Origin of the sequence: Snuella lapsa (assembly GCF_039539345.1) — a bacterium.
Classification (GTDB): Bacteria; Bacteroidota; Bacteroidia; order Flavobacteriales; family Flavobacteriaceae; genus Snuella; species Snuella lapsa.
The window spans coordinates 79,849-104,224 of record NZ_BAABCY010000076.1; the positions used below are offsets into that span (position 1 = coordinate 79,849).

Annotated in this window: 20 protein-coding genes; 14 read left to right on the top strand and 6 right to left on the bottom strand. The window is 34.2% G+C overall.

The genetic code is table 11. The annotated features are described in order from the left end of the window. Positions 1-2: 2 nt before the first annotated feature. Complete coding sequence (locus tag ABD792_RS13940; protein ID WP_345006868.1) at positions 3-1,652, bottom strand: sulfatase family protein; 1,650 nt, start codon at positions 1,650-1,652, stop codon at positions 3-5. Positions 1,653-2,108: 456 nt separating this feature from the next. On the opposite strand from ABD792_RS13940, the gene ABD792_RS13945 reads away from it, so the two are divergent. The 5 genes from ABD792_RS13945 (at position 2,109) to ABD792_RS13965 (ending at position 7,849) form a co-directional block, all read left to right on the top strand. Continuing rightward, positions 2,109-3,956: a sulfatase-like hydrolase/transferase gene (locus tag ABD792_RS13945; protein WP_345006869.1), complete on the top strand. Its 1,848-nt coding sequence runs from the start codon at positions 2,109-2,111 to the stop codon at positions 3,954-3,956. Positions 3,957-4,186: 230 nt separating this feature from the next. After that, positions 4,187-4,621 carry a DUF6146 family protein gene (locus ABD792_RS13950; protein ID WP_345006870.1) on the top strand — a complete coding sequence of 145 codons (435 nt, stop codon included), beginning with the start codon at positions 4,187-4,189 and terminating at the stop codon, positions 4,619-4,621. A gap of 37 nt (positions 4,622-4,658) precedes the next feature. Further along, positions 4,659-5,153: a DUF6787 family protein gene (locus ABD792_RS13955; RefSeq protein ID WP_345006871.1), complete on the top strand. Its 495-nt coding sequence runs from the start codon at positions 4,659-4,661 to the stop codon at positions 5,151-5,153. Further along, positions 5,153-5,491: a hypothetical protein gene (locus ABD792_RS13960; RefSeq protein WP_345006872.1), complete on the top strand. Its 339-nt coding sequence runs from the start codon at positions 5,153-5,155 to the stop codon at positions 5,489-5,491. Before ABD792_RS13955 ends, ABD792_RS13960 begins: the two co-directional genes overlap by 1 nt. 123 nt (positions 5,492-5,614) lie before the next feature. Continuing rightward, entirely contained in the window at positions 5,615-7,849 is a 2,235-nt protein-coding gene (locus ABD792_RS13965; protein WP_345006873.1) for a TonB-dependent receptor, read from the top strand. Between the two features lie 77 nt (positions 7,850-7,926). On the opposite strand, the gene ABD792_RS13970 is transcribed toward ABD792_RS13965, so the two are convergent. Together ABD792_RS13970 and folE are read right to left on the bottom strand one after the other, a co-directional pair. Next, the gene (locus ABD792_RS13970; protein WP_345006874.1) at positions 7,927-8,205 is read right to left on the bottom strand and encodes a hypothetical protein; all 279 of its coding nucleotides are present in this window, start codon (positions 8,203-8,205) and stop codon (positions 7,927-7,929) included. A 43-nt stretch (positions 8,206-8,248) separates the two neighbouring features. Further along, positions 8,249-8,836: a GTP cyclohydrolase I FolE gene (folE, locus tag ABD792_RS13975; RefSeq protein WP_345006875.1), complete on the bottom strand. Its 588-nt coding sequence runs from the start codon at positions 8,834-8,836 to the stop codon at positions 8,249-8,251. Positions 8,837-9,189: 353 nt separating this feature from the next. Here folE and ABD792_RS13980 point away from each other — a divergent pair, with 353 nt between their 5' ends. The 4 genes from ABD792_RS13980 (at position 9,190) to ABD792_RS13995 (ending at position 14,678) form a co-directional block, all read left to right on the top strand. After that, the gene (locus tag ABD792_RS13980; RefSeq protein WP_345006876.1) at positions 9,190-11,625 is read left to right on the top strand and encodes a DUF5916 domain-containing protein; all 2,436 of its coding nucleotides are present in this window, start codon (positions 9,190-9,192) and stop codon (positions 11,623-11,625) included. Positions 11,626-11,677: 52 nt separating this feature from the next. Next, a complete protein-coding gene (locus ABD792_RS13985; protein WP_345006877.1) occupies positions 11,678-12,340 on the top strand; it encodes an ABC transporter ATP-binding protein in 663 nt (220 codons plus the stop codon). Positions 12,341-12,342: 2 nt separating this feature from the next. After that, positions 12,343-13,107, top strand: a complete 765-nt coding sequence (locus ABD792_RS13990) for a TIGR02757 family protein (protein ID WP_345006878.1) — start codon at positions 12,343-12,345, stop codon at positions 13,105-13,107. 86 nt (positions 13,108-13,193) lie between these two features. Next, positions 13,194-14,678: a S10 family peptidase gene (locus tag ABD792_RS13995; RefSeq protein ID WP_345006879.1), complete on the top strand. Its 1,485-nt coding sequence runs from the start codon at positions 13,194-13,196 to the stop codon at positions 14,676-14,678. 82 nt (positions 14,679-14,760) lie between these two features. On the opposite strand, the gene ABD792_RS14000 is transcribed toward ABD792_RS13995, so the two are convergent. Beyond that, on the bottom strand, positions 14,761-16,650 hold the full coding sequence (locus ABD792_RS14000) for a M61 family metallopeptidase (RefSeq protein WP_345006880.1): 1,890 nt from the start codon (positions 16,648-16,650) through the stop codon (positions 14,761-14,763). Between the two features lie 101 nt (positions 16,651-16,751). Between ABD792_RS14000 and ABD792_RS14005 the strand changes: the two genes are divergently transcribed. The 5 genes from ABD792_RS14005 to ABD792_RS14025 are packed head-to-tail and all read left to right on the top strand — an operon-like array spanning position 16,752 to position 21,996. Continuing rightward, the gene (locus ABD792_RS14005; protein ID WP_345006931.1) at positions 16,752-17,759 is read left to right on the top strand and encodes a glycosyltransferase family 2 protein; all 1,008 of its coding nucleotides are present in this window, start codon (positions 16,752-16,754) and stop codon (positions 17,757-17,759) included. Between the two features lie 59 nt (positions 17,760-17,818). Then, entirely contained in the window at positions 17,819-19,744 is a 1,926-nt protein-coding gene (locus ABD792_RS14010; RefSeq protein WP_345006881.1) for a vWA domain-containing protein, read from the top strand. Continuing rightward, positions 19,741-21,000 (top strand): dihydroorotase, encoded by a 1,260-nt coding sequence (locus ABD792_RS14015; RefSeq protein WP_345006882.1) that lies wholly within the window; start codon positions 19,741-19,743, stop codon positions 20,998-21,000. The genes ABD792_RS14010 and ABD792_RS14015 overlap by 4 nt, the downstream gene beginning before the upstream one ends. 2 nt (positions 21,001-21,002) lie before the next feature. Then, on the top strand, positions 21,003-21,332 hold the full coding sequence (locus ABD792_RS14020) for a hypothetical protein (RefSeq protein WP_345006883.1): 330 nt from the start codon (positions 21,003-21,005) through the stop codon (positions 21,330-21,332). A gap of 4 nt (positions 21,333-21,336) precedes the next feature. Beyond that, positions 21,337-21,996 carry an alpha/beta hydrolase gene (locus ABD792_RS14025; protein WP_345006884.1) on the top strand — a complete coding sequence of 220 codons (660 nt, stop codon included), beginning with the start codon at positions 21,337-21,339 and terminating at the stop codon, positions 21,994-21,996. A 90-nt stretch (positions 21,997-22,086) separates the two neighbouring features. On the opposite strand, the gene ABD792_RS14030 is transcribed toward ABD792_RS14025, so the two are convergent. Both ABD792_RS14030 and ABD792_RS14035 read right to left on the bottom strand, forming a co-directional pair. After that, positions 22,087-22,791, bottom strand: coding sequence for a response regulator transcription factor (locus tag ABD792_RS14030; protein ID WP_345006885.1), 705 nt, complete (start codon positions 22,789-22,791; stop codon positions 22,087-22,089). A 3-nt stretch (positions 22,792-22,794) separates the two neighbouring features. Further along, a complete protein-coding gene (locus ABD792_RS14035) occupies positions 22,795-24,366 on the bottom strand; it encodes a sensor histidine kinase (protein ID WP_345006886.1) in 1,572 nt (523 codons plus the stop codon). Positions 24,367-24,376 lie beyond the last annotated feature (10 nt).

The window sequence follows — 24,376 nt, forward strand, 5'->3', positions numbered from 1 at the left end:
TTTTAAACGCCTTTTGCCTTCAAATAACGTTCTAAATTGGCCTGATCTAAGGCATCACTATCCTTATATTTTATGCGTATAGCTTCTAACTTCTTATGCATAGTCTTGCGAACTTCCAGATAATCAGGATCATCATAGACATTATGCATTTCGGAAGGGTCTTTATCCAAATCGTATAATTCCCAGGTATCAATATCGTAATAAAAGTGAATTAGTTTATAACGGTCTGTTCTAACACCGTAATGTCTTTTTACATGGTGCTCACCCGGAAACTCATAATACCCATAATAAATAGCATCACGCCAGTCGGAGGTCTCTCCTTTTACCAATTCTCTAAACGATTCTCCCTGAATATCCGACGCAATATCTACACCTGCATAATCTAAAAAAGTAGGCGCAAAATCTAAGTTCTGTACCATTTCATTAATTACCGTACCCGGTTTGATCTCTCTTGGGTATTTCATTAACAACGGTGTTCTAAACGACTCTTCGTACATAAAACGTTTGTCAAACCAACCATGCTCTCCTAAATAAAAGCCTTGATCGGATGTATAAACAACTATTGTATTTTCTTCTAACCCGTTAGCTTTCAAATAATCGAGTATCTCGCCTACACCATCATCAACCGACTGTATGGTACTTAAATAATCCTCCATATAGCGATTGTATTTCCATAAGGCCAAAGCTTCACCTTCTAGCTTTTGCGCTTTAAAATCGGAAATAATCGGATCATAATGGGCGTCCCAAGCCAACTTCTGGATGGAATCCATTCGGTTATACTGACCTTGGAAAGCGTTTCGATATCTAGTCTTTATTTCACCTTCTTTGTCCAACATTTTTAAATCGTAAACCACATCCATATGCTTATAAATTCCCATTTCATGTTTTGCAGCTGCTTCTCTACCTTTATAGTCATCAAAAAAATTAGCTGGCGGCGTAAAATCCTTATTCTTAAAAAGATCAAAGTATTTAGGTTCTGGCATCCAGGTTCTATGTGGTGCTTTTTGGTGATACAACAATAAAAAAGGTTTGTCTTTTTCTCGCTTGTTATTAAGCCAATCTAAAGCAATATCTGTTGTAACCGAGGTTACATAACCTTGGTATCTTTTTTTGACTCCATTTTCGATAAAATCTGGATTATAGTATTGGCCTTGTCCCGGTAAAACATTAGAATAATGGAATCCCTGCGGTAAACCATCTAAATGAATCTTTCCAACCATAGCTGTTTGGTATCCCGACTTTTGAAGCGACTTTGCAAAATTTTCTTGATCCCAATTAAATTCTTGAATGTTATCCACTTTTCCATTAATATGACTATGTTTTCCTGTTAGCATAACAGCTCTACTTGGTGCGCAAATGGAATTGGTAACGAACCCTTTATTAAAAATAGCTCCTTCTTTAGCTATTCTATCAATATTGGGTGTATTATTGAGTCCGTGTCCGTAGGCACTTATTGCTTGATAAGCATGGTCATCGCTCATAATAAACACAATGTTTGGTTGTTTATATTTTTCTACGCTTTCTTGCCTGTCATCCTTATTTTTGCATCCCATCAACATCATTCCTATCAGGCAAGCCAACGCTATTATACGCGAACCAGACTTTATTGTAACAATTATTTTTCTAAAACGTTTAAAAGGCATTTGTTTCATAGATATAACTTAGTTATTTATGTTTAATAGTAACCCTGCAATATATCCAATAATTTAATAACAACTATGTATTATTTTTGCCTAAACTTGAATATTTTCACTTTTTTTAAATGATAAAACGCAATCTTTGAATAAAGAATTTCTTGAAACGAACTATCCCTGGTCAGAGCCATAGGGGTATACTTAGAATGAGCCTGTATCGAGCTTGTCGAGATGCTCTGTACAGGTTTCGCTCGTTTCATTTTGACCTCACAAGGCCAATCCCGTTAAAACGGGAATAACAATTTCAACGGAAAGCACGACCCTGAGCGTCGAGGAATTCTTTTTAATTAAAATCTGCTATTCGTGAGCCAATCACTGCTATTAGTCTAAAAACAATAAAGAAGCAAGCATTAAATTTTTAAATTGCAGTAGATAATACTTTTAATTAGTTTTTAAAACACTAAACCTATTAAAATGAATAGTTTTTCCAATACGCTAAAAAACATTTTTAATATTCTTGTTTTCTTATTAAGCTTTCAGTTTTATTCGCAAACCAATACAAGACCCAATGTAATTGTAATCTACACAGATGACCAAGGTTCTGTTGATTTGGGAAGTTATGGTTCCGAAGATATTTACACACCTAACCTCGACAGATTAGCCAAAATGGGGACACGTTTTACCCAAGCTTATGTAGCCGCTCCTGTATGTGCACCTTCCAGAGCTGCTTTATTAACCGGTAAATATCCCCAAAATGCTGGAGTAACAGGAAATACATCGGCAACACCCGGGTCTCATGGTCTGCCAGAAGCACAGTATACATTGGCTGAATTATTTAAGGACAACGGTTATAAGACAGGGCATATAGGAAAATGGCATTTGGGTATGAGCGAAGCGTCTGGCCCCAATGCTCAGGGCTTTGATTATTCGTTTGGACACCTTCGTGGTTGTATTGATAACTATTCACATTATTTTTACTGGGAAGGCCCTAACATACACGATCTTTACGAAAACGGCAAGGAAGTGTTTTATGATGGTCAATACTTTCCTGATTTAGCATCAAATAGAGCTTTGGATTTTGTTGAAAAGAACAAAAATGAACCGTTCTTTATGTATTATGCCATTAATATGCCACATTACCCTTACCAACCAACACAAAAATGGCGTGACTACTATAAAGACGTAGAAAAACCAAGAGGTGATTACGGAGCATTTATTTCAACCATCGATGAGCGTATTGGCTTCTTAATAGATAAATTAAAATCACTAAAACTTTTAGAGAATACTATTATTGTGTACCAATCAGACAATGGGTATTCTACCGAGATAAGAGCTTTTGGTGGTGGTGGCGATTCTGGTCCTTACAGAGGGGCTAAAAGTAGTCTATTTGAAGGTGGCATACGACTTCCAACCATCATCAGTTGGAAAGACCACCTTCCTGAGAATATAGTAAATGATCAATTTCTTGTAAATATTGACTGGATGCCAACTTTAGCTAAGTTATGTAACTTGAAGAAACTGGCACCTAATTTAGACGGTATCGATATGTCTAAAATGCTTCAAAACCCAAACACATCATCTCCCAGAACCAATGCTTTCTGGAAATATGGAAACCAGTGGGTTGTTAGAAAAGGAAATTGGAAACTTATTGGTTATCCAAAAGACACCTCTCACAAAGGAGAACTAAACATGGAAAGCGATGCTTTATTTTTGTCTAATTTAGGCAATGATGTCTCCGAGATGGTAAATTTAGCCGAAAAGCACCCCGATGTAGTAAAAGAACTAATTGATCTATACCTTTCCTGGGAACACGGAGCCAAAAATGACATTCCCAAAAAAATGCAAAAAGTTATACATTTAGGTAGCGAAGCCAACATAAATGCCACAACGCCCCTGCATAACAAATACAAAAACCTTGATGTATTGCTTGATGGCAAACGGGGCTATAACGATTATGCTTCTGGACAATGGATAGGGCAAGAAGGTAAAAATTTAGAATTTATTATTGATTTAAAGGCTATAAAGAAGCTTTCCCGAATTAGTGTTGGTTATATGCATGAACCTGGAAATTGGATATTTAGCCCTAAGTCTGTTGAATTACATTTTTCTGATGATGGCAAAACATTTGGACAGCCACAAAAAGGCCTTCTCCCTTCCAATAGCTCTAACAAAAACAAGTTTGTTGATTTATTTACAATGTCTATCGATAAAAAAAGTAGATTTTTAAAAATTAAAATACAAGGTATTGGCTCCTGTCCCAAAGGGCATCCTGGTGATGGATTTCCTGCTTGGTTTTTTATAGATGAAATTATTATAGAATAATTCTGTTTATCAAAACAAAAGAATTTCTTGAAACAAACTATTTCATAGGGAAGAGTATCGAGAATTTTTTTTGACTACAAACTTTTCATTTAATTGATAATTAAGCAATTAAGGAATGATTTTTGATACTAAATACGAAATAAGTTATTAGACTTAAATATTTTTAGTTTATTGAAATTTCAATAGCTTATATACGTCTAATGATAAAAGTACTTCTAAAATTAAAACGTATGAAAACTTTAGTTTATTTAGTATTAACTGTAGGCATTCTTATAGGTTGCAATAGCTCCAAGACTATGGCAACTAAAGACCATGTCGCAAAACAAGAGGCCGTCAATGATACGGTACGCATTGCAAACGATGAGATTGAATACGAGATTATTATTATAGAACCAGGGTTTAATTTCTGGTTGGCTAGTAGAGCAAGACCTGAAGGTTACTACTCCCAACAGTTTATGGAAAATAGAAACATGTTTTACGTAAACGAATGGAACAGAAGGGTTTTAAGTCCAAATCGCTTTAACCCTAATCTATATGAAATGCAAATAGACTATCAACCCCATATTGATTATGGATACGACGTTAACTATAAACTATACAATTATTTTATATACTTTCAATTAACCTATAATCAACGATTAGCTGGTTTTATTCCTAGGATTTAAATCTCTTTTGGCTATTTTTGCATTTTAAATTATTTCTGTGAGAAGATTAAAAGAACGTTGGGAGATACATAAAAACTGGCAATTGCTCTTCCCTGTTATTGGGCTTATAGCATTGATTTATTCGGCATATAAATTATCTAGTGTATTTATTGCCCCTGTTTATAGTAGTTACATTTACATTTTAACAGTAATTTTATTTTTTGCGCTACTAAAACTGGTGCTTACCATCTTCAACAAACTAGAAAAGAAATGGCAAGTAACGTATCGTTGGGAACTTATAACTATTTTTCTAGTCTTTGCCTTTACTGGCTCTTCTTCTGTTTTTGTAAGCCGTCCCATTATAAAATTGGCTGGAATAACAAAAGACAACTTACCTCTAGCTATTTATTGGGGTCTATATATAGTAATTGGATTTGTTTTTTACCAAATTACTTTGGTATTAATGGGATGGTTATTTGGTCAATTTAAGTTCTTTTGGGACTTTGAGAAAAAGATGCTCCGTCGTTTAGGCTTTAAGCGTTTTATTGATTAATGAAAGAATTAAGAACACATATAGTTTTTAAATCTTTTACCTTCTTATTGGCAGTAACTCTGTTGCTTCCAGCTACCATAAAGTTTGCTCATATTTTTTCGCACCACAAGCACGAAGTCTGCTTAGGTGAATCTACAACACACCTGCACAAGGTAGATGTAGATTGTGCTTTTTATAAGTTTAAATTAAGCAACAGCTATACTTTTTCGTTATATAGCATTGAGTTGTTTTCGGTTGAAGAGCCTACTTTAAAAATAGAATCACATTATACTTTTTTAAGTGAATACCAATCAAGGCACACCGCTCTTCGAGGTCCTCCTACAACATTAATTTTATAGTGCACCCGCTGAAGAAATAAGAAATCATTCAGCCCTTAAAATCAATTATAAACAGAAATTATAGGTTTTCAATATATGAATGAAATACCTATAATTTCCAGTACTTTTTATATAAACAGAAATATGAAATTAATAATAAATATGCTGCTATGCCTAAGCATAGCTAGTGTACAAGCCCAAAATATACTAGAAGGAAGCGTGGTCGAGACGACTTCCCAAAAAGGTCTAGCTTTTGTAAATGTTTACCTCCCTGATTTAGAAAAAGGGACTTATACAGACGAAGACGGTTCTTTCAACATAAGTGGTCTGCCCTCAGGCAACTACACCTTGATTGTTTCTGCCTTAGGATACGAAACCTTTTCTTTAAGAACGACAATACCTTCAAATGCCCCCCTTACCATATCATTAACACCTTCTGCCATAGAAATTGAAAGTGTTATTATTTCTACACCATTTCACAAACTACAAAGTGAAAATGTTATGAAAGTGGAACAGGCAAACGTAAGTGATCTAAAATCTAATGGCGCTATAACCCTTGCAGATGGTATCAGCAATATTGCTGGGGTAGAAAGCATTTCTACTGGCTTAAGTATTGGAAAACCTGTAATTAGGGGACTTAGTTCTAATAGAGTTTTAGTATACACGCAAGGTGTTCGATTGGAAAACCAACAATTTGGAGATGAACACGGATTAGGAGTTAACGATGCGGGCATAGAAAGTGTAGAAGTTATAAAAGGGCCTGCTTCACTACTCTACGGTAGTGATGCACTTGGAGGAGTTTTATACTTAAACCCCGAGCGTTTTGCTCAACAAAACACCAATTCGGGCGATATTAATGCCAATTATATTAGTAATACAAATGGTTACTCTACGAGTGCAGGTTATAAGCAATCCAACGATCATTTTAAATTTCTATTTAGAGGAAGTCTTGCTGAGCATTCCGATTACAAAACCAAATCATACCGTGTTACCAATACCCGATTTAGAGAGCAAGACTTTAAGGCTGGATTAGGCTACCAGTCTAAAGGGTTTAAAACAGAATTTCGATATAATGTCAATAATTTAAAACCAGGTATCCCAGAAGGCATAGGTGAGCAATCCACCAACAAGTCACCACTATTACCCTTCCAAGAGGTAACAAATCATGTATTTAGTTCTAAAACTAAACTCTTTTTTAATACTTCAAGCTTAAATATTAACTTAGGCTATATATATAATGATCGTAAAGAGTTTGAAGAGCACCATCACGACGAACACGAAGAAGACCATGAGGAAGAAGATCATGAGGAAGAACTCCATGATGACGATATTCTGGAAGCTGCTTTACACATGAAACTAAAAACCATAAATTATGATGTTAAATACAACTTGCCAAAACTAGGAAAGTTTGAAACCATAATAGGCATCCAGGGTATGAACCAGGTAAATACAAATTATGGAGAAGAAACCCTAATTCCCAATGCGATAACTAATGATATTGGGATTTTAGGAACATCCCATATTCATTTTAAAAATGCAGATATTCAATTAGGTGCTCGTTTCGACCATAGGAATATAGAAATCAATAACACACTGAATAGAAACTATAATAGTTTTAACGGTGCCATAGGATTTAAAACAAATATTACCCAAAATATTACTAGTAGAATTAATCTAGCCAGTGGTTTTAGGGCTCCAAATTTGTCTGAATTAGCTTCTGACGGCACACATGAAGGTGCCAACCGCTATGAAATTGGAAATAGCAATTTAAAAAATGAGCAAAACTTTCAAACGGATGTTTCATTAGAATACAAAAGTCAACATCTAGAATTTTTTGTTAACGGATTTTACAATACAGTAAATAATTATATATTCCTTGCTCCCAACGGAACAGAAATAGACAATACTCCTGTTTTTACGTACTCCCAAGAAGATGCTAAACTTTACGGTGGGGAATTTGGATTTCATTTACATCCTCACCCTCTAGATTGGTTACACTTTGAAACAAGTTTTGAAACGGTTACCGGAAAACAAACCAATGGTTTATATCTACCTTTAATTCCAGCCAATAGCTTAAATAATATGGTTAAAGTAGAACTAAATAACAAGTGGTTACACAAAGGCTACGTCTTTGTTAAGCTTAAATCTGTATTTGAACAGAATAAGGTCGGTGATTTTGAGGATAACACCCCTGGTTATAACTTACTAAATGCTGGTTTAGGAGGATCCTTTATGTGTTTAAAACGTGAATTAACTGTAATGTTAACAGGTAACAACCTTGCCAACAAAACATACATAAGTCATTTATCTCGCTTAAAAACTGATGGTATCTTTAATATGGGAAGAAACATCAATATAGGTATAACCTACAAACTGTAAAAGCAACGTAAAGAGAAGATTGTTTGGTTGCGTATGGAGTCATCATACGCAACCTTTTTATTTACAAATGGCTCTCGTTAGCTATTTTCTGCTATGGATTTAGCATTAAAGACATAAACATACAACCACATTAACGTAAAGGTTGGCACAACATCTACACCTGGCATTAGCTCTTCTACAAAAGAAACAACTGCTGCTATTTTCCCTGCTCTGCCCTTATAGAGCTTAGTCATTAGCCAAGCCGATACCGGAGCCCAAACTACATCTGAAAATTCTCCAACTCCTGGAATTAAAAAGGATACATATCCTATTGCATCCAAAAAAAGACAAAGCACTAACTTTTTATACTTGTTCATAGAATAGCCAATTGTAAAATCATTATGAATACTATAGGACTATTTACTTTCCTATCAACTTTAGAAACTCGTTTCTTGTTTCAATTTTTTCAAATTGTCCTCTAAATCCCGAGGTGGTCGTTACCGAATTTTGCTTTTGTACACCACGCATCATCATGCACATGTGGTAAGCTTCAATTACAACAGCAACACCTTGAGGCTTTAAGGTATCGTTTATACAGTCTAACACACCTTCTGTAAGACGTTCCTGAACTTGCAATCGCCTTGCAAAAATATCGACCACCCTAGGCAGTTTGCTTAACCCAACTATATTTCCATTAGGTATATATGCAATATGTGCTTTACCAAAGAACGGGAGCATATGGTGCTCACAAAGCGAGTACAGCTCTATATCCTTAACAATTACCATTTCATTATAAGACTCTTTAAACATAGCGCTTTTAAGTACCTCAACGGGGTCTTGATGATATCCTTGGGTTAAAAACAACATAGCCTTTGCTGCCCGCTCAGGTGTTTTTAATAATCCATCCCGAGTCGTATCTTCTCCCAATTCTTCAATAATACTCTTATAGCGGTTTTTAACATCGTCCGTAACCTGAATATTGTATTCTTCTAACTTTTTATATGGCATCTAACTTAAATTTATAGTTATAAAAATAATCAAAAATTATTAGTCTACTTTCCGTTTTAAACTTGTAAAACGTTAACATTTTAAAAGTTATTTCAACATATAGCTATGAAAACTAAAAATGATATGTATTCGTTTTACAAAAATATTATAAGGTTATATTTATGCTTATTAAACAAAAACATATTGTATCTTCCAAAAACATATAGGTAATCTTATAAATGTTAACACATATCCAACATACTATGAGCTTACTCTTTTAAAATATAAAAAAGCTTAAACTATTGTAAACTAACACAAATGCTTTCTCCTTTATATAAAACTGATTTTTTCATATTAACTCTAACTTAAACCAAGTGAAAAAACTCATTTTCTTTATTTCAATATTCAACATGTTTTTAACATTTGCTCAAGAAAAGAAAGAGTTAATTGTTTTTAGAACCGATATAGCCCCAAAAATTGACGGCATTCTTGATGATATGGCTTGGAAAAATGCCAACGAAGCTACTAATTTTATACAATTTCAGCCAGATATGGGAATCAATGAAAAGGCACATCAAAAAAATGAAATTAAGATGACCTATGATGATGATGCCATTTATATTTCTGCCTACTTACAAGATGCCCCCAATAACATTATGAAACAGCTTACAAGTAGGGATGATTTTGGTCAGTCTGATTATTTTGGAGTCACCCTCAACCCTAATAATGATTCACAAAACGACACTAAGTTTATTGTGTTTAGCTCTGGTGTCCAAGCAGATGCCATAGCTACTACTGGAGGCAAAGATGATTTTGAGTGGAACGCTGTATGGAAAAGTGCTGTAACTATTGCAGAAAATGGTTGGATAGTTGAAATTAAAATACCGTATGCAGCTTTACGCTTCTCAAATGAAGCCATACAAACCTGGGGTGTAAACTTTCATAGATACTTTAGAAAAACCAAAGCGCAATATTCATGGAATCCTATAGATACCACCACCGGATACGAAGGACTGTACCACGGTGAAATAAAAGGGATTAAAAACATAAAACCTCCCACACGACTTAGTTTTAATCCATTCGCCTCTTACCTCGTTAATCATTTTAATAATGAAACCAATAACGATTTCAGTTTAGGTTTGGATGTCAAATATGGCATAAATGAAAACTTTACAATTGACGCTACCTTAATTCCCGATTTTAGTCAAGCTGGTTTTGACGATGTGCAGCTTAACTTAGGGCCATTCGAACAGCAGTTCGCCGAACAACGCCAGTTTTTTAAGGAAGGTGTTAATCTTTTTTCAAAAGGAGATCTCTTCTACTCCAGGCGTATTGGCAGTAAACCTGTAGCCTATCAAAACGTAAAAAATTCTCTTAAAGAGGATGAAATAATCATCAGTGCCTCAGAAAACATAAAAATGTTGAATGCAGTCAAACTATCCGGACGGACAAAAAGCGGGCTAGGCATTGCTTTTTTTAACGCGTTCACAGAGAAGACCAATGCAGAAATTCAAGATACAATATCTAAAAATAGTAGAATAGAGGTTATTGAACCCTTTGCGAACTATAATGTTGTGGTCTTAGATCAACAATTTAACAGAAATTCTTCTGTAAGTATCGTAAATACCAATGTAACTAGAAAAGGAAATTTTAGAGATGCCAATGTTACAGCATTACTAACCAATATAAGGAATAAAAAAAATACATTTGGCATAGAGACGCAGTTTAAAATGAGTCGCTTAAGTGATATTGGAGATTCTCAAAATGGTTATAGTTCCAAGATTGAAATCGGCAAGATTAGTGGTAATTTTCAATATGGAATTGAACACGAACTTGTTAATAGAACATACGATATCAATGACCTGGGAATCAATTTCCAAAATAACTATAGCCATTTTACGGGCAAATTTTCATACGAAATATTCAAACCAACCAAAATATTCAATAATTTTAGTATTAATGCTACTTCAACTTACAAAAGAAGGTATAAGCCCGATACTTATAATGGAAATAATTTTATGGTCGATTTTTTCGCCCAAACGAGAAAACTATTTGCTTTTGGAGCCGATATAAATATTGAAATTGGCAAACAATACGACTATAATGAATCTAGAGAAAACAAAGCTTTTATATACAAAAACCTATTGGAAACAATGTTTTGGATTTCTACAAATTATAACAAAACCTTTGCAATTGATAGTCGTATACGATTTGAAACTTTATTTGACCATGAAAGGGATTTTATAGGATATGGTTTTGAAATTAGTCCAAGGTTACGTTTAAGTGATAAACTTATTTTTACTTACGGTTTTGATTATAATACCAAAGAAGGTGGTCGAGGTTATGTGTCCAAAATAAATGACGATATTATTTTTGGTGAATACAATCAAAATTCGATTGAAAACACTATTTCTGGAAAATATCATTTCAACACAAAGCATGGGCTTTCTTTATCGTTTAGAAATTATTGGAGTACAGCAACCTATGATCCTAGTTTGTTTAGACTTCAAGAAGACGGAACTTTATCTACCAATGATAATTACACTGTAAATGACATTAACGATCCTAACAGAAACTTTAATATTTGGAATTTGGATTTAAAATATACTTGGGATTTTGCTCCCGGAAGTCAACTTGTTGCCTTATACAGAAATCAGTTGTTAAGTAATACAACAGCTTCTAAAGATGATTATTTAGTTAGTTTAAAAAACATTTTAAATGAGCCTATGCGGCAAGTTTTCTCCATGCGCTTCGTTTACTATATAAATTACAATAACTTTAAGAAATCGTTGCAACACAAAAACAGTTAAAGTTTGTACAATAGATCACAAAGTATTACTTTCATTGTTCGAAAAAAAGATAATGATTCAAGCAAAAAATATTCATAAATATTATAACGATTTACACGTTTTAAGAGGTGTTGACATTCATGTTAAAAAAGGAGAAATCGTTTCGATAGTAGGTGCTTCTGGAGCAGGAAAAACTACTTTGCTACAAATATTGGGCACTTTAGATAACGCTTCTAAAAAAGAACCTTTTGAGCTAAACATTAACAACTATAGTATAAATGATCTCAAAGAAAGGGCTGTCGCTAAATTTAGAAATGAGCATATTGGTTTCATTTTCCAGTTTCACCAATTGCTTCCAGAATTTACGGCTTTAGAAAATGTATGTCTACCTGCATTCATCAAAGGAACAAAAAAGGCTGATGCCGAAAAAAGAGCAAAAGAATTATTGGATTTCTTAGGTTTATCACACCGCTACCACCACAAACCCAATGAATTATCGGGAGGCGAACAACAACGTACTGCTGTTGCAAGAGCACTAATCAATAACCCTGATTTAATTTTTGCTGATGAGCCCTCTGGTAACCTTGATAGTGAATCGGCCGAAATACTGCATAGCCTCTTTTTTAAACTTCGTGACGAATTTGGGCAGACCTTTGTTATAGTTACGCATAACGAAGAACTGGCCAATCTAGCCGATAGAAAGCTTACAATGGTTGACGGTAAAATTATTGATTAACTTTGATACAAAAGGACCTAAAGGATTTTCTAGATGAGAAAGTACTTCAATATAACAATCGAAAGTTTATTGAAAGCGACCCTATTCAAGTACCACACCAATACAGTATAAAAGAAGATATTGAAATTGCTGGTTTTTTAACGTCAACCATTGCTTGGGGTAACCGTAAGAGTATTATAAAAAATGCTAAGCGTTTAATGAAGTTAATGGACAATGCTCCTTTTGATTTTGTAATGCATCATAAAGAAACCGACCTGGAACGTCTTTTATCTTTTGTACACAGAACATTTAACGGAGATGACTGTATACAATTCATTACTTCGCTACAACACGTTTATAAAAATCATAATGGTTTAGAAGCCGTTTTTGTTAAACATGCAAAAACCAATTCATTGCAAATGGCCATTTCCAAGTTTAAAACTATATTCTTCGAAATTGAACATTTGCCAAGAACCCAAAAGCATGTTAGTGATCCATTAAAAAATTCGGCAGCAAAACGTATCAACATGTTTTTGCGTTGGATGGTTAGAAATGACCAAACAGGTGTCGATTTTGGCGTTTGGAATGAACTTTCTCCAAGTCAATTGTCCTGTCCGTTAGACGTACATTCTGGCAATGTGGCAAGAAAGCTTGGTCTACTTACCAGAAAACAAAATGATGCAAAAGCACTTTTAGAATTAGACACCAGTTTACGTAATCTAGATTCGAAAGACCCTGTTAAATATGATTTTGCCTTGTTTGGTTTAGGTGTTTTTGAAGGATTTTAAAGAGTGTTAACGTATGTTAATTCTTTTACGCCACAAACTCAAAATAGTAAATTAGTCCGTTAAAAACTAATTTTATACCATTATCAATGAAAAAACTACTCGCTTTTCTCTGTCTAATTAGTGCTATTACCCATGCACAAAATAGAAAAATACCAGCCGATACTACTGTTTTAACTTCGCACAGTGTAACCATAAAAGGCATCAATTTATCGTACACAGCTACAACGGGTACACAGCCAGTATGGAATGGAAACGGCGAACCTATTGCTAGTCTATTTTATACTTATTACCAACGTAGTAACGTTAAAAACAAAGATAATAGACCTCTTATCATCTCTTTTAATGGAGGGCCAGGTTCTGCTTCCGTATGGATGCACATTGCTTATACAGGCCCTAAAATTTTAAATATTGATAAGGAAGGATATCCCATTCAACCCTATGGTGTAAAAGACAATCCAAATTCTATATTGGATATAGCCGATATTGTGTATGTAAACCCTGTGAATACTGGTTATTCAAGAATGCTTCCTAACAAGGAAGGAAAGCTACCAGAAAGAGAAACTTTTTTTGGTATCAATGCAGATATTAAATATTTAGCAGAATGGATAAACACCTTTATTACCAGAAATAATAGATGGAAATCTCCTAAATACATTATTGGGGAAAGTTATGGTGGTACGCGCGTAATGGGGCTCGCTAATGAATTACAAAGTAGCCAATGGATGTACTTAAACGGTGTTATTCTAGTATCTCCCGCCGATTATAAACTCTATAGCACAAGCCAACCTATATATTCTACTTTAAACCTCCCCTACTTTACTGCTGCAGCTTGGTATCAAAAAGCATTGCCAAATGAGTTACAGCAACAAGATTTACTCGACATATTACCCGAAGTCGAAGATTATACAATCAATACATTAATGCCCGCAATAGCTAAAGGTGGATTTATTTCTAACAATGAAAAGCAAGAAGTTGCTCAAAAAATGAGTTATTACTCTGGATTGAGCAAAACAGCTATCTTACAAAATAACTTAGATGTTCCCACCAGTTTCTTTTGGAAAGAATTATTAAGAAACAAAACAGGTCATACCATAGGTAGGTTAGACTCCAGATATTTGGGGATTGACAAAAGAGAAGCTGGTGACAGCCCAGATTATAGTCCAGAATTAACTTCATGGATGCACTCCTTCACCCCTGCCATCAACTATTATATTAAAAAACACCTCAACTTTAAAACCGATATAAAGTATAACATGTTTGGTAATGTACACCCCTGGGATAGAAGAAATGATAATACCAGAGATCAGTTGAGACAAGCAATGGCTGTGAATCCTTATTTAAAAGTGCTGATTCAGTCGGGTTATTATGATGGAGCTACTACCTATTTTGGAGCAAAATATACTATGTGGCAAATTGATCCGAGTGGGAAAATGAAAGACCGCTTTACGTTTAAAGGTTACAGAAGCGGTCATATGATGTACCTTAGACAAGAGGACTTGGTAACTGCAAACGATGACCTAAGAACCTTCATAAAAAATTCTTTATCTAATGGAAAATCGGCTAAATACTAAACTTAATCACTATAATATTAATCAATAAAAACGCCTGTTGTAGTAACGTACAACAGGCGTTTTTATTATTGTATATTTACTCTTAACCTTTTAGCCAAGCTTCACGTAATTTTATTTGTGCTTCACTTGCGTTTTCATTTACTTGAATACTTTCTCCTTTGGTATAAGGTTGGGTTGTAATTGTTTTAATAACAACCTCCTCGCCTTTTCTATTAAGCTTAACTTCTATCTCTTTACCTGGTTTCCACATAAACATCTCTGTTAAAAGCTCGTTTACATTTTGCATAGTAAGTTCTGTACCATTAACGGTTTTAATAATATCACCAGATTTTACGCCTTGCTCGGCCCAAAAACTATTATCAGCTACCATATCAGTAAAAAATACAGTTCCATAATTAGGGTTGGCTCCTATAATTAAAACGCCTGCATTTTGAACAAAATTCGTTTTTACTTTGGCTTCTGCAGTTTTCAAACCTACCTTATTAAAAAATTCGTCATAATCAATTGGTGTAGTTCCTATAACGTGCGTGTCGAAAAAAGTTCTTAAAGACGGATAAGTCATTGCTACAATTTCATCAATTATCTTGTCATCTTCAAATGGCTTATTCTTTCCATATTTATTTGACAATTCCTTCATAAGTGATAAAATACCTCTACTCTCGTTACTCTCCTCTCGCATCAAGATATCTATACACATGCCTATTAGAGCTCCTTTTTGGTAAACATTAATATATTGGGAAGCATAGGGTTCTTCCAAAATACGCTCACTCATTTCGGTAAAACTCATAGTATCGTCCATATCAAGGGAGTATTGGATTTTTTCCATAAGCTTAGTGTAAAATGCTTCATCGGATATCAGTCCTTGATTGACTTGAAATAATGTTGCAAAATATTCGGTTACCCCCTCGTACATCCATAAGTGTTTTGAGAATGTAGGCTTATTGTAATCGAAATAATGCACATCTTCAGAATGTACGCTTAAAGGTGTTACAATATGAAAGAACTCATGAGAAACCACATCTATCATTCCTTCATCTAAAGCTTCCTTAGACATAGATTCTGGCATAACGACTACTGTAGATGTATGGTGTTCTAAAGCACCAAATCCCTTGGGTGAATCTTCTTTTCCTTCCGACAGATATAAATATATATCATATCGCGGTGTTGTATTTACGGCTCCCAAATAATTCTTTTGGGCCTGCATCATTTTAAAAATGGTTTCTTTTAGTGATTTAGCCGAATGGACTTTATTTGGCGAGTAAACACTCAATACTATTTTAATATCACCAACTTTAAATTCTTCAACATCCAAATTACCATACATCATTGGGTTATCGGTAATTTCAAAATAACGGGTAGCAAAATAACTACTAGTCGTGTATTTCCCGTCGTCACTTTCTTTTGTTCCTATATTTTGTAAAGCTGATGTTCTAGCAAAGTTACTGGGAGCAGTTACGTCCAATTTATATTGATTGTTCTTTAAAACATCAAAATACCCTATAAATCCGTGCAGATTAAGCACATAATTATTTGGTTCGATATTAGTTCCTGCTGGAGAGAATGGCTGTTCTCCTCCAATACCTCCTTCAACTTCTAAATCGTAGGTGTCATTAACCAAATAGGTTATTTTATCTAACTTCTTGGCATTAGTAATAGTCCAGGAATTAGTGCTCCCCTTAACCACTTCCATTTCATTTCCTTTATAATCGTAAGCTTTAAAGCCCTCTATATACTTACCAAAATCACTTACCGAATAAGTACCTTGCACCACTTTTGGCAAATAATATGTTACCGTTTCTACCGTAAACCGTCCTGGGTTAATCGTAACGGGGGCTTTATCATCATTCACTTGATCTAAACGTATGGTCGTTTCTATTGGTAAGCTTGTGGCCAAATCGTTTTTAGTCCTCGTTACATTACAACTTACTATTAAAACACCTGCTAATAATACAGTAAACCTGTTAATTTTCATCTTCTAATTATATATTCTGTTTGTAAATGCCGAAAATACTATTATGTTACCTGCCTTTTTCTTAAGGTTCTGTTAAAAGATGAATTATGTATATTCGCAAAATGCAAAAGCCCTTAATAAGTATACTAACACCATTTAAAAATACAGAAGCTTATCTAGCCGAATGTTTGGATTCCATTTTAAAACAATCTTATACCCATTGGGAATTATTGATAGTGGACGATCATTCTACCGATAGCAGCTATGAAGTAGTTAAACGTTTTGCTAAAAATGACAATAGAATAAAACTGATAAAAAATGAAGGTAATGGCATTATAGAAGCTCTTAAGCTTGCTTTTAAGCTAAGCAAGGGCGACTTTATTACAAGGATGGACAGTGATGATATTATGCCCCCAAATAAACTAAAGGTTTTAGCAACAAATCTTTTAAATTATGGCAAACAACATGTTGCTGTTGGCTTGGTAAAATATTTTTGTGATGGAGGAGTTAAAGAAGGTTATAAAAGTTACGAACAATGGCTTAATACATTAACCGAAATCGGTAGTAATTATTCTGAAATATATAAAGAGTGCGTTATTCCTTCTCCGTGTTGGATGGTTTACCGAGATGATTTAATAGCTTGTGATGCATTCAACCCCAACCGATATCCCGAAGATTACGATTTAACATTCCGGTTTTATAAACACCAATATAAGTGTATTCCTTGTAACGATGTACTGCATTACTGGAGAGACTACAACACACGTACTTCCAGAACGCATATACATTACGCACAAAACCATTTTACCACACTAAAACTCCATTATTTTTTGGACGTAGATTACGATCCCAAAAGAACACTTGTAATATGGGGAGCGGGAACAAAAGGCAAACTCATCGCTAAAATTTTAACAAGAAAAGGCATTCCTTTTGAATGGATATGTGACAACCCCAATAAGATTGGTCGCGACATATACGGAACAAAACTTAGGGCTTTTAACTACTTAAAACAGCTAACAAATGCGCAAAGCATCATAACAGTAGCTAACAAAAAGGCCCAAAAGGAAATTAGGGCTTACCTTAAACAAATTGATATGAAACCTGTAGAAGATTATGTATTCTTTTGTTAACTTCGCTTTGTACAACAAATAATAAATATCATTTTATATATTTATAACAAATAAAAGGCATGCAGTTTAAACACCCCGAACTTCTTTACGCTTTATTTTTACTGTTAATCCCTATTATTGTCCACCTATTCCAATTACGGAAATTTCAAAAAGTCGCTTTCACCAACGTCGCTTTTTTAGAGGCAGCGACATTGAAAACGCGTAAAAGTTCACAAATAAAAAAATGGCTTATTTTAACCATTAGACTCTTTCTGTTTACTGCTGTTATTTTAGCATTTGCACAACCTTATACCACTAAACAGGGTACTTATAATACCGAAAAGGAAACGGTTATTTATCTTGATAATTCTTATAGCATGCAGGCTAAAGGTAACCAAGGAGAACTTTTAAAACGTGCTGTTCAGGACATTATTAGTAATGTACCCAATAATGAAACCATTTCATTAATTACTAATAATGACACATACAAAAACGCCTCTATTAAGGCTATTAAGAATGAGTTGTTACAATTAGAGTATACTTCAAGTTCATTAACCAATCAAGCCGCCATATTAAAAGCCAAAACCCTTTTTAGTAAAAGAAAGAATACCTTAAAAAACTTAGTCTTTATATCTGATTTCCAACAGGACATATCAGATTTTAAACCTCTAGCAGATTCTCTAGAGAAATTGCACATGGTTAAACTACGACCTGTAAACAACAACAATGTTTCTATAGATAGTGTATATATTTCCAAAATAACCGCTACAAGCACAGAGCTTAAGGTGGATATAAAAAACAGCGGTGACCCAATTGAGAACTTACCGATATCTTTATTCAATAATGATACTCTAATAGCCAAAACATCAATATCTATTGAGAAAAATACCCAAACAAACTTCTCGCTTCCCCTAAAAGGCACTATAAGTGGACGAATAGCAATAGACGATGTTAACCTTACTTTTGACAACAACTTTTTTTTTAATATCGACAATAACACTAAAATAAATGTATTGAGCATAAATGCTTCCGACGATTCTTTTTTGAAGCGTATTTATACAGCCGATGAATTTAATTATATCTCGACTTTAGAGGAACGGCTAAACTATAATACATTAGACAAGCTACATCTAATTATCTTGAATGAGTTGGAAACTATCCCAAACGCACTCATTTCGGCACTAAAGCTTTTTAGTAACCAAGGTGGCTATATAATTATAATCCCATCAAAAGCTATTAACCAGACCTCTTACAATGCATTGTTATCCAATTACAGTACTGCATTTAAATCTTTTGTGGAAACTGAAAAACATATAACTACAATCAACTTCTCACATCCTTTGTACAACAACGGTGTTTTTGAAAAACAAGTCAAGAATTTCCAATACCCAAAAGTAAATAGCTTTTATACTATTTCGGGTAGCTTAGAAAGCCCTGCTCTGGGATACGAGGATGGACAAGCCTTTTTATTAAAAAGCAACAACATGTATCTTTTTACGGCTGCATTGAATTCTGCAAATTCCAATTTAAAAAACTCGCCTTTAATTGTTCCAACCTTATACAATATAGGCCGCTCTAGCTTTAAAACACCAAAGATATACTACACGATAGGTAAACAAAACACTTATGATGTAGCAACCCAACTTAAGCAAGATGACATTTTAACATTGGTAAATAAAACTGATCGTATTATACCAAAACAGCAATACTTTAATAACAAAGTTGTCATTAATACCTCCGAAAGCCCTTCTGTTTCTGGAATTTACGAAATAAAGAACGAAAACAAGACCGTTAAAAACGTAAGCTATAACTACGACAGAAGCGAAAGTAACTTGATTTACAGGGATATCTCTAATTTAGAACAAGCTAGTGTTGGTGATTCTATTACCGATGTTTTTAATACTATAAAAAGTGATGCAAAAATTAATGCCCTGTGGAAATGGTTTGTTATTTTTGCATTAATTTTATTGATAATTGAAATGCTCATCTTAAAATATTTTAAATGAACATACTTATAAAATCTGCTACAATTATTGATCCCAGTAGTGAATTTCACAACAAAACACAAGATCTATTAATTGAAGACGGCATCATCTCAAAAATTGCCAATTCCATTGAAAACGCTAAAGGTTTCCAAGAAATTCAATTAGATAATTTACATATATCGCAAGGATGGTTTGATAGTAGCGTATGCTTTGGGGAGCCAGGTTTTGAAGAACGAGAAACCATAGCAAATGGTCTTAATACAGCTGCGGCTTCTGGATTTACTACTGTAGGCATGAATGCCAATTCTTACCCAGTAATTGACTCCAATTCTGATATTACTTTTGTAAATTCAAAAGCTAATGGGCATGCCGTTAATCTTTTACCAATTGGAGCGCTTACTTGTGGCAGTAAAGGAGAGGATTTAGCCGAACTTTATGATATGAGTACAGCTGGAGCTGTTGCTTTTTATGATTACAAAAAGCCTGTATCCAATCCCAACCTCTTGAAAATAGCTTTACAATATGCTGGTAATTTTAACGGTTTAGTATGCTCGTTTCCACAAGAAAATAAAATTGCTGGACATGGTGTCATGAACGAAAATGTAACAAGTACAACCCTTGGTTTAAAGGGTATACCAACTTTAGCTGAATCCATGCAGGTTGCTCGTGACTTGTTTTTACTGGAATATACGGGTGGAAAATTACATATACCAACTATATCGACAGCAGAGTCGGTAGCGTTGATTAGAGAAGGCAAAAGAAAAGGTCTCGATGTAAGTTGCAGTGTTGCCATTCATAATTTATATTTTACGGACAATGTACTTAATGGGTTTAACACCCACTACAAAGTATTACCTCCATTGCGCACACAAAAGGATATTGAAGCCTTGATGGAAGGCCTTGAAGATGGGACAATAGACATGGTTACAAGTGACCATAACCCCATTGATATTGAACATAAAAAGATAGAATTCGATCATGCTGCTTATGGCTCTATTGGGCTGGAAAGTGCTTTTGGTGCACTAAAAACCAAATTTACCTTAGATAAAACCATTGAACTTTTAACACAAGGTAAAACACGTTTTGGAGTAGACTCCTTACCAATTAATATAGGGAAAGCCCTAAACATCACCCTTTTTAACCCTGAAGGAGCGTATACTTTCTCTAAAGGGCATATCAATTCTAAATCGCATAATGCTATTTTTGAGAATGAATCTTTGACAGGACATGTTTATGGAATCATTTCGAATAACAAAATTGCTTTAAAACAACCATAAAAATGGACAGTACAACCATAAAAAATGGAAGAACCTTAGCCATTGTTAGTCATATTACATTTGTGGGATTAATAATATCTGTGGTTATGAATGCTGATAAAAAAAATGCATTCACTTCTTTTTATAACCGACAAATGTTAGGACTAATTATTATGCTATTTATAGCCCAAATAACCGACAAATACATAAATGGTACACTAGGGTACATCTTATGGCTTATATCTGCAATAGCCTGGTTGTTTTCTTTTATTAATATCTTACAAAGTAAAGCAACCCTAATACCTTATGTTGGTGAAAAATTTCAAGAATGGTTTGCTAATATAGGACGATAGGATTATGATAAATACAGACCTTTCATTGTACCACATCACGAGGCCATCAATTTTACAGGAAAAAGCACCATTGCTTATTATGTTTCACGGTTATGGTAGTGATGAAAATGATTTATTTTCGTTTGCAAGCGAATTGCCCGAAGAACTTTTTATTATTTCGGTAAGAGCCCCCTACCCCATGCATCCTTATGGCAATGCTTGGTATGCCATTAATTTTGATGCCGACCAAAGAAAATGGAACGATAACGAGCAAGCCACGGCATCTCGTGATTTAATAGCCAGGTTTATCGACGAAGTTACCGAGACATATCCAATAGATAAAGAAAATATCTCGCTACTTGGGTTTAGCCAAGGAGCCATATTAAGCTATGCAGTTGCTTTAAATTATCCAGAGAAAGTTAAAAATATAATTGCGCTAAGTGGCTATATATACCATGATATTCTTCCTGAAAATTTAAATGAAAAGGATTTTTCTAATTTGGATTTTTATTGCTCCCACGGTAGTGTCGATCAAGTCATTCCTGTTGATTGGGCCAGAAAAACATCGCCTTTTTTAAGTGACCTAAAAATTAAACATAACTATTCTGAATTCCCAGTAGGTCATGGTGTAGCTCCTCAAAACTTTTATGAATTCAAAGATTGGTTAACGAGACGTATTCTCTAGTTTCTATTATTGACCAATCTAAATAGCGCATAAAAAAAGAACCAGACTGAGTATTTAGTTGGTTCTTTCTTAGCTTATGCTTTTCTCTTACTAATCGTTAACTACCAATCTAAAGCCTTCACCATGGATATTCAATATTTCAACCTTTTCATCCAGTTTTAAATACTTGCGCAACTTGGCTATATAGACATCCATGCTACGAGAAGTAAAATAATTATCATCGCGCCATATTTTAGTAAGTGCCAATTCGCGTGGCATTAAATCGTTTTCATGAAGCGCTAACAAACGCAATAATTCATTTTCCTTGGGTGATAATTTTATGGGCTCCCCGCCTTTATAACGTAAGAAACGTAGCTTTGAATTCAAATCGAAATCTCCTATTTTAAACTCAAATTGTTTACTGTCGGAAATCGTTTCAGTTGCCTTACGCTGCATTATGGCTTTAATTTTCATTAACAATACTTCGCTATCAAAAGGCTTGTTCAAATAATCGTCTGCTCCAACCTTGTAGCCTTTTAAAACGTCCTCTTTCATAGCTTTGGCTGTTAAAAACACTATGGGAACATCTGTGTTTTTTTCGCGTATCTCTTTGGCTAATGTAAAGCCATCTTTATAGGGCATCATAACATCAAGAATACATAAATCGAAATCGTCCTTTTTAAACTTTTCAAAACCTTCCATACCATTTTTTGCATGAACAACATTGTAATCGTTCATTACCAAATAATCTTTTAGAACTGTTCCAAAATTAGGATCATCTTCAACTAATAAAATTTTCTTGTTTTGTGCTTCCATATCTTAAGTTATTATGGGAAGTTTGATTGTAAATGTACTTCCATTATCTTTTTCGCTTTCTACAGACACATAACCTTGATGGTCTTCCACTATGCGCTTTACATAAGCTAAGCCTAGTCCGTGTCCTTTAACGTTGTGTATATTACCGGTATGCTCTCTATAAAATTTTTCGAACACCCGTTTGGCAGCTGCCTTGCTCATACCACTACCATGGTCTTTTATTTTTAATAGAATATTTGTACCTACATTTTCTGTATATACCTCAATTTTAGGTGTATTGGGAGAATACTTTATTGCATTATCCAAAACATTGACTATTACATTGGTAAAATGCGTTTCGTTGGCTAAAACTGAAGAGTTTTCAGCTTCAAAATAGGTTTTAATATACCCATCCCTATCCTCTACCAAAAGTTCTACATGTGCAATGGCATCAACTATCAAATCATGTAAGTCAACACGGTCTTTCCCTATGTTTAGTTCATTTTTTTCCAGTTTAGATATCCTAAGGACATTTTCTACCTGTGCATGCATGCGTTTATTTTCCTCACGTATCATATTAAGGTAACGCTTTACCTTATCTTTGTCCTCTATTATCTTTGGATTCTTAATAGCATCTAATGCCAAATTTATAGTAGCAATAGGCGTTTTAAATTCATGCGTCATGTTATTAATGAAATCTGTTTTTATCTGCGATATTTTTCGCTGTTTCACCAACTGGAACAAAGCACTAGTGTACGCTATAATGATAATTGATGTAAAAATAATCGACATCATTATCATGCCCATTATAGACGATAGGATAAACTTACCGTCATCTGCAAAATTCACCAATAATTTATAACGACTCCTGTTATTTTCATCATAAAAAATAGGAATACTAAATGTGGATGCCTTATCGTATTCAAACCGCTCACTTTGCACTTTGGTAGCCAAATCATTACTATAAACAGCAAACTCATAGTCCAAATCAATACCATCCTCATTTAATTTCCTTGATAACAATTCTTTTATTTCAAATTCTGAAACACGTTTATGCACTGGTATTTTACTTAAAGCTGCTTTCAAATTCTTGTCTAAAAAATTTCGCTCTGCTTCAGACATGTCAACACTATTAGCCAGCTGTACAATAGGAGACTTATTCAAATCTTTTTCCGAAAAATCTATATTACTATATATTTCGGAGCTGGAACTTCCTATAATCTCTTGAACCATTAAGCTATCCAACCCAATGTCAAGCAAAGACGACGACAACTTATAATCCTCTTCTCTAATAGATTGCTTATAAATTAGTGTCTCTTTTGTGTTATTATTTTTTTGATAAATGAACAATTGAGAAATGGAAGCAGTATCCTTTCTTTTCTCTTTGTCTAAACTTTGGTACCGCTCAAAATATTTGTTCAGTTCTTCCTTTTCAATAGTATTCGAAACGTAACTTAATGCTTTATTGACGTTAAACTCAAAACGCTTTTTCTCATTCTCAACCGAATCTTTTATGTAATAAGCCTGCACAAATATGATTCCTATAAGTGACAAACTCATTAAAATAACTAATAGGACAAATATCTTTTTGCTCATCTGACCAAAA

Excerpts from the sequence above, each read along its gene's own strand:
- ABD792_RS13945 (WP_345006869.1), top strand. The coding sequence starts at position 2,109 with ATGAATAGTTTTTCCAATACGCTAAAAAACATTTTTAATATTCTTGTT.
- ABD792_RS13960 (WP_345006872.1), top strand. The coding sequence starts at position 5,153 with ATGAAAGAATTAAGAACACATATAGTTTTTAAATCTTTTACCTTCTTA.
- ABD792_RS13965 (WP_345006873.1), top strand. The coding sequence starts at position 5,615 with ATGAAATTAATAATAAATATGCTGCTATGCCTAAGCATAGCTAGTGTA.
- ABD792_RS14030 (WP_345006885.1), bottom strand. The coding sequence starts at position 22,791 with ATGGAAGCACAAAACAAGAAAATTTTATTAGTTGAAGATGATCCTAAT.
- ABD792_RS14010 (WP_345006881.1), top strand. The coding sequence starts at position 17,819 with ATGCAGTTTAAACACCCCGAACTTCTTTACGCTTTATTTTTACTGTTA.
- ABD792_RS14005 (WP_345006931.1), top strand. The coding sequence starts at position 16,752 with ATGCAAAAGCCCTTAATAAGTATACTAACACCATTTAAAAATACAGAA.
- ABD792_RS14020 (WP_345006883.1), top strand. The coding sequence starts at position 21,003 with ATGGACAGTACAACCATAAAAAATGGAAGAACCTTAGCCATTGTTAGT.
- folE (WP_345006875.1), bottom strand. The coding sequence starts at position 8,836 with ATGCCATATAAAAAGTTAGAAGAATACAATATTCAGGTTACGGACGAT.
- ABD792_RS13985 (WP_345006877.1), top strand. The coding sequence starts at position 11,678 with ATGATTCAAGCAAAAAATATTCATAAATATTATAACGATTTACACGTT.
- ABD792_RS13950 (WP_345006870.1), top strand. The coding sequence starts at position 4,187 with ATGAAAACTTTAGTTTATTTAGTATTAACTGTAGGCATTCTTATAGGT.
- ABD792_RS14035 (WP_345006886.1), bottom strand. The coding sequence starts at position 24,366 with ATGAGCAAAAAGATATTTGTCCTATTAGTTATTTTAATGAGTTTGTCA.
- ABD792_RS14015 (WP_345006882.1), top strand. The coding sequence starts at position 19,741 with ATGAACATACTTATAAAATCTGCTACAATTATTGATCCCAGTAGTGAA.
- ABD792_RS14000 (WP_345006880.1), bottom strand. The coding sequence starts at position 16,650 with ATGAAAATTAACAGGTTTACTGTATTATTAGCAGGTGTTTTAATAGTA.
- ABD792_RS14025 (WP_345006884.1), top strand. The coding sequence starts at position 21,337 with ATGATAAATACAGACCTTTCATTGTACCACATCACGAGGCCATCAATT.
- ABD792_RS13970 (WP_345006874.1), bottom strand. The coding sequence starts at position 8,205 with ATGAACAAGTATAAAAAGTTAGTGCTTTGTCTTTTTTTGGATGCAATA.
- ABD792_RS13995 (WP_345006879.1), top strand. The coding sequence starts at position 13,194 with ATGAAAAAACTACTCGCTTTTCTCTGTCTAATTAGTGCTATTACCCAT.
- ABD792_RS13940 (WP_345006868.1), bottom strand. The coding sequence starts at position 1,652 with ATGAAACAAATGCCTTTTAAACGTTTTAGAAAAATAATTGTTACAATA.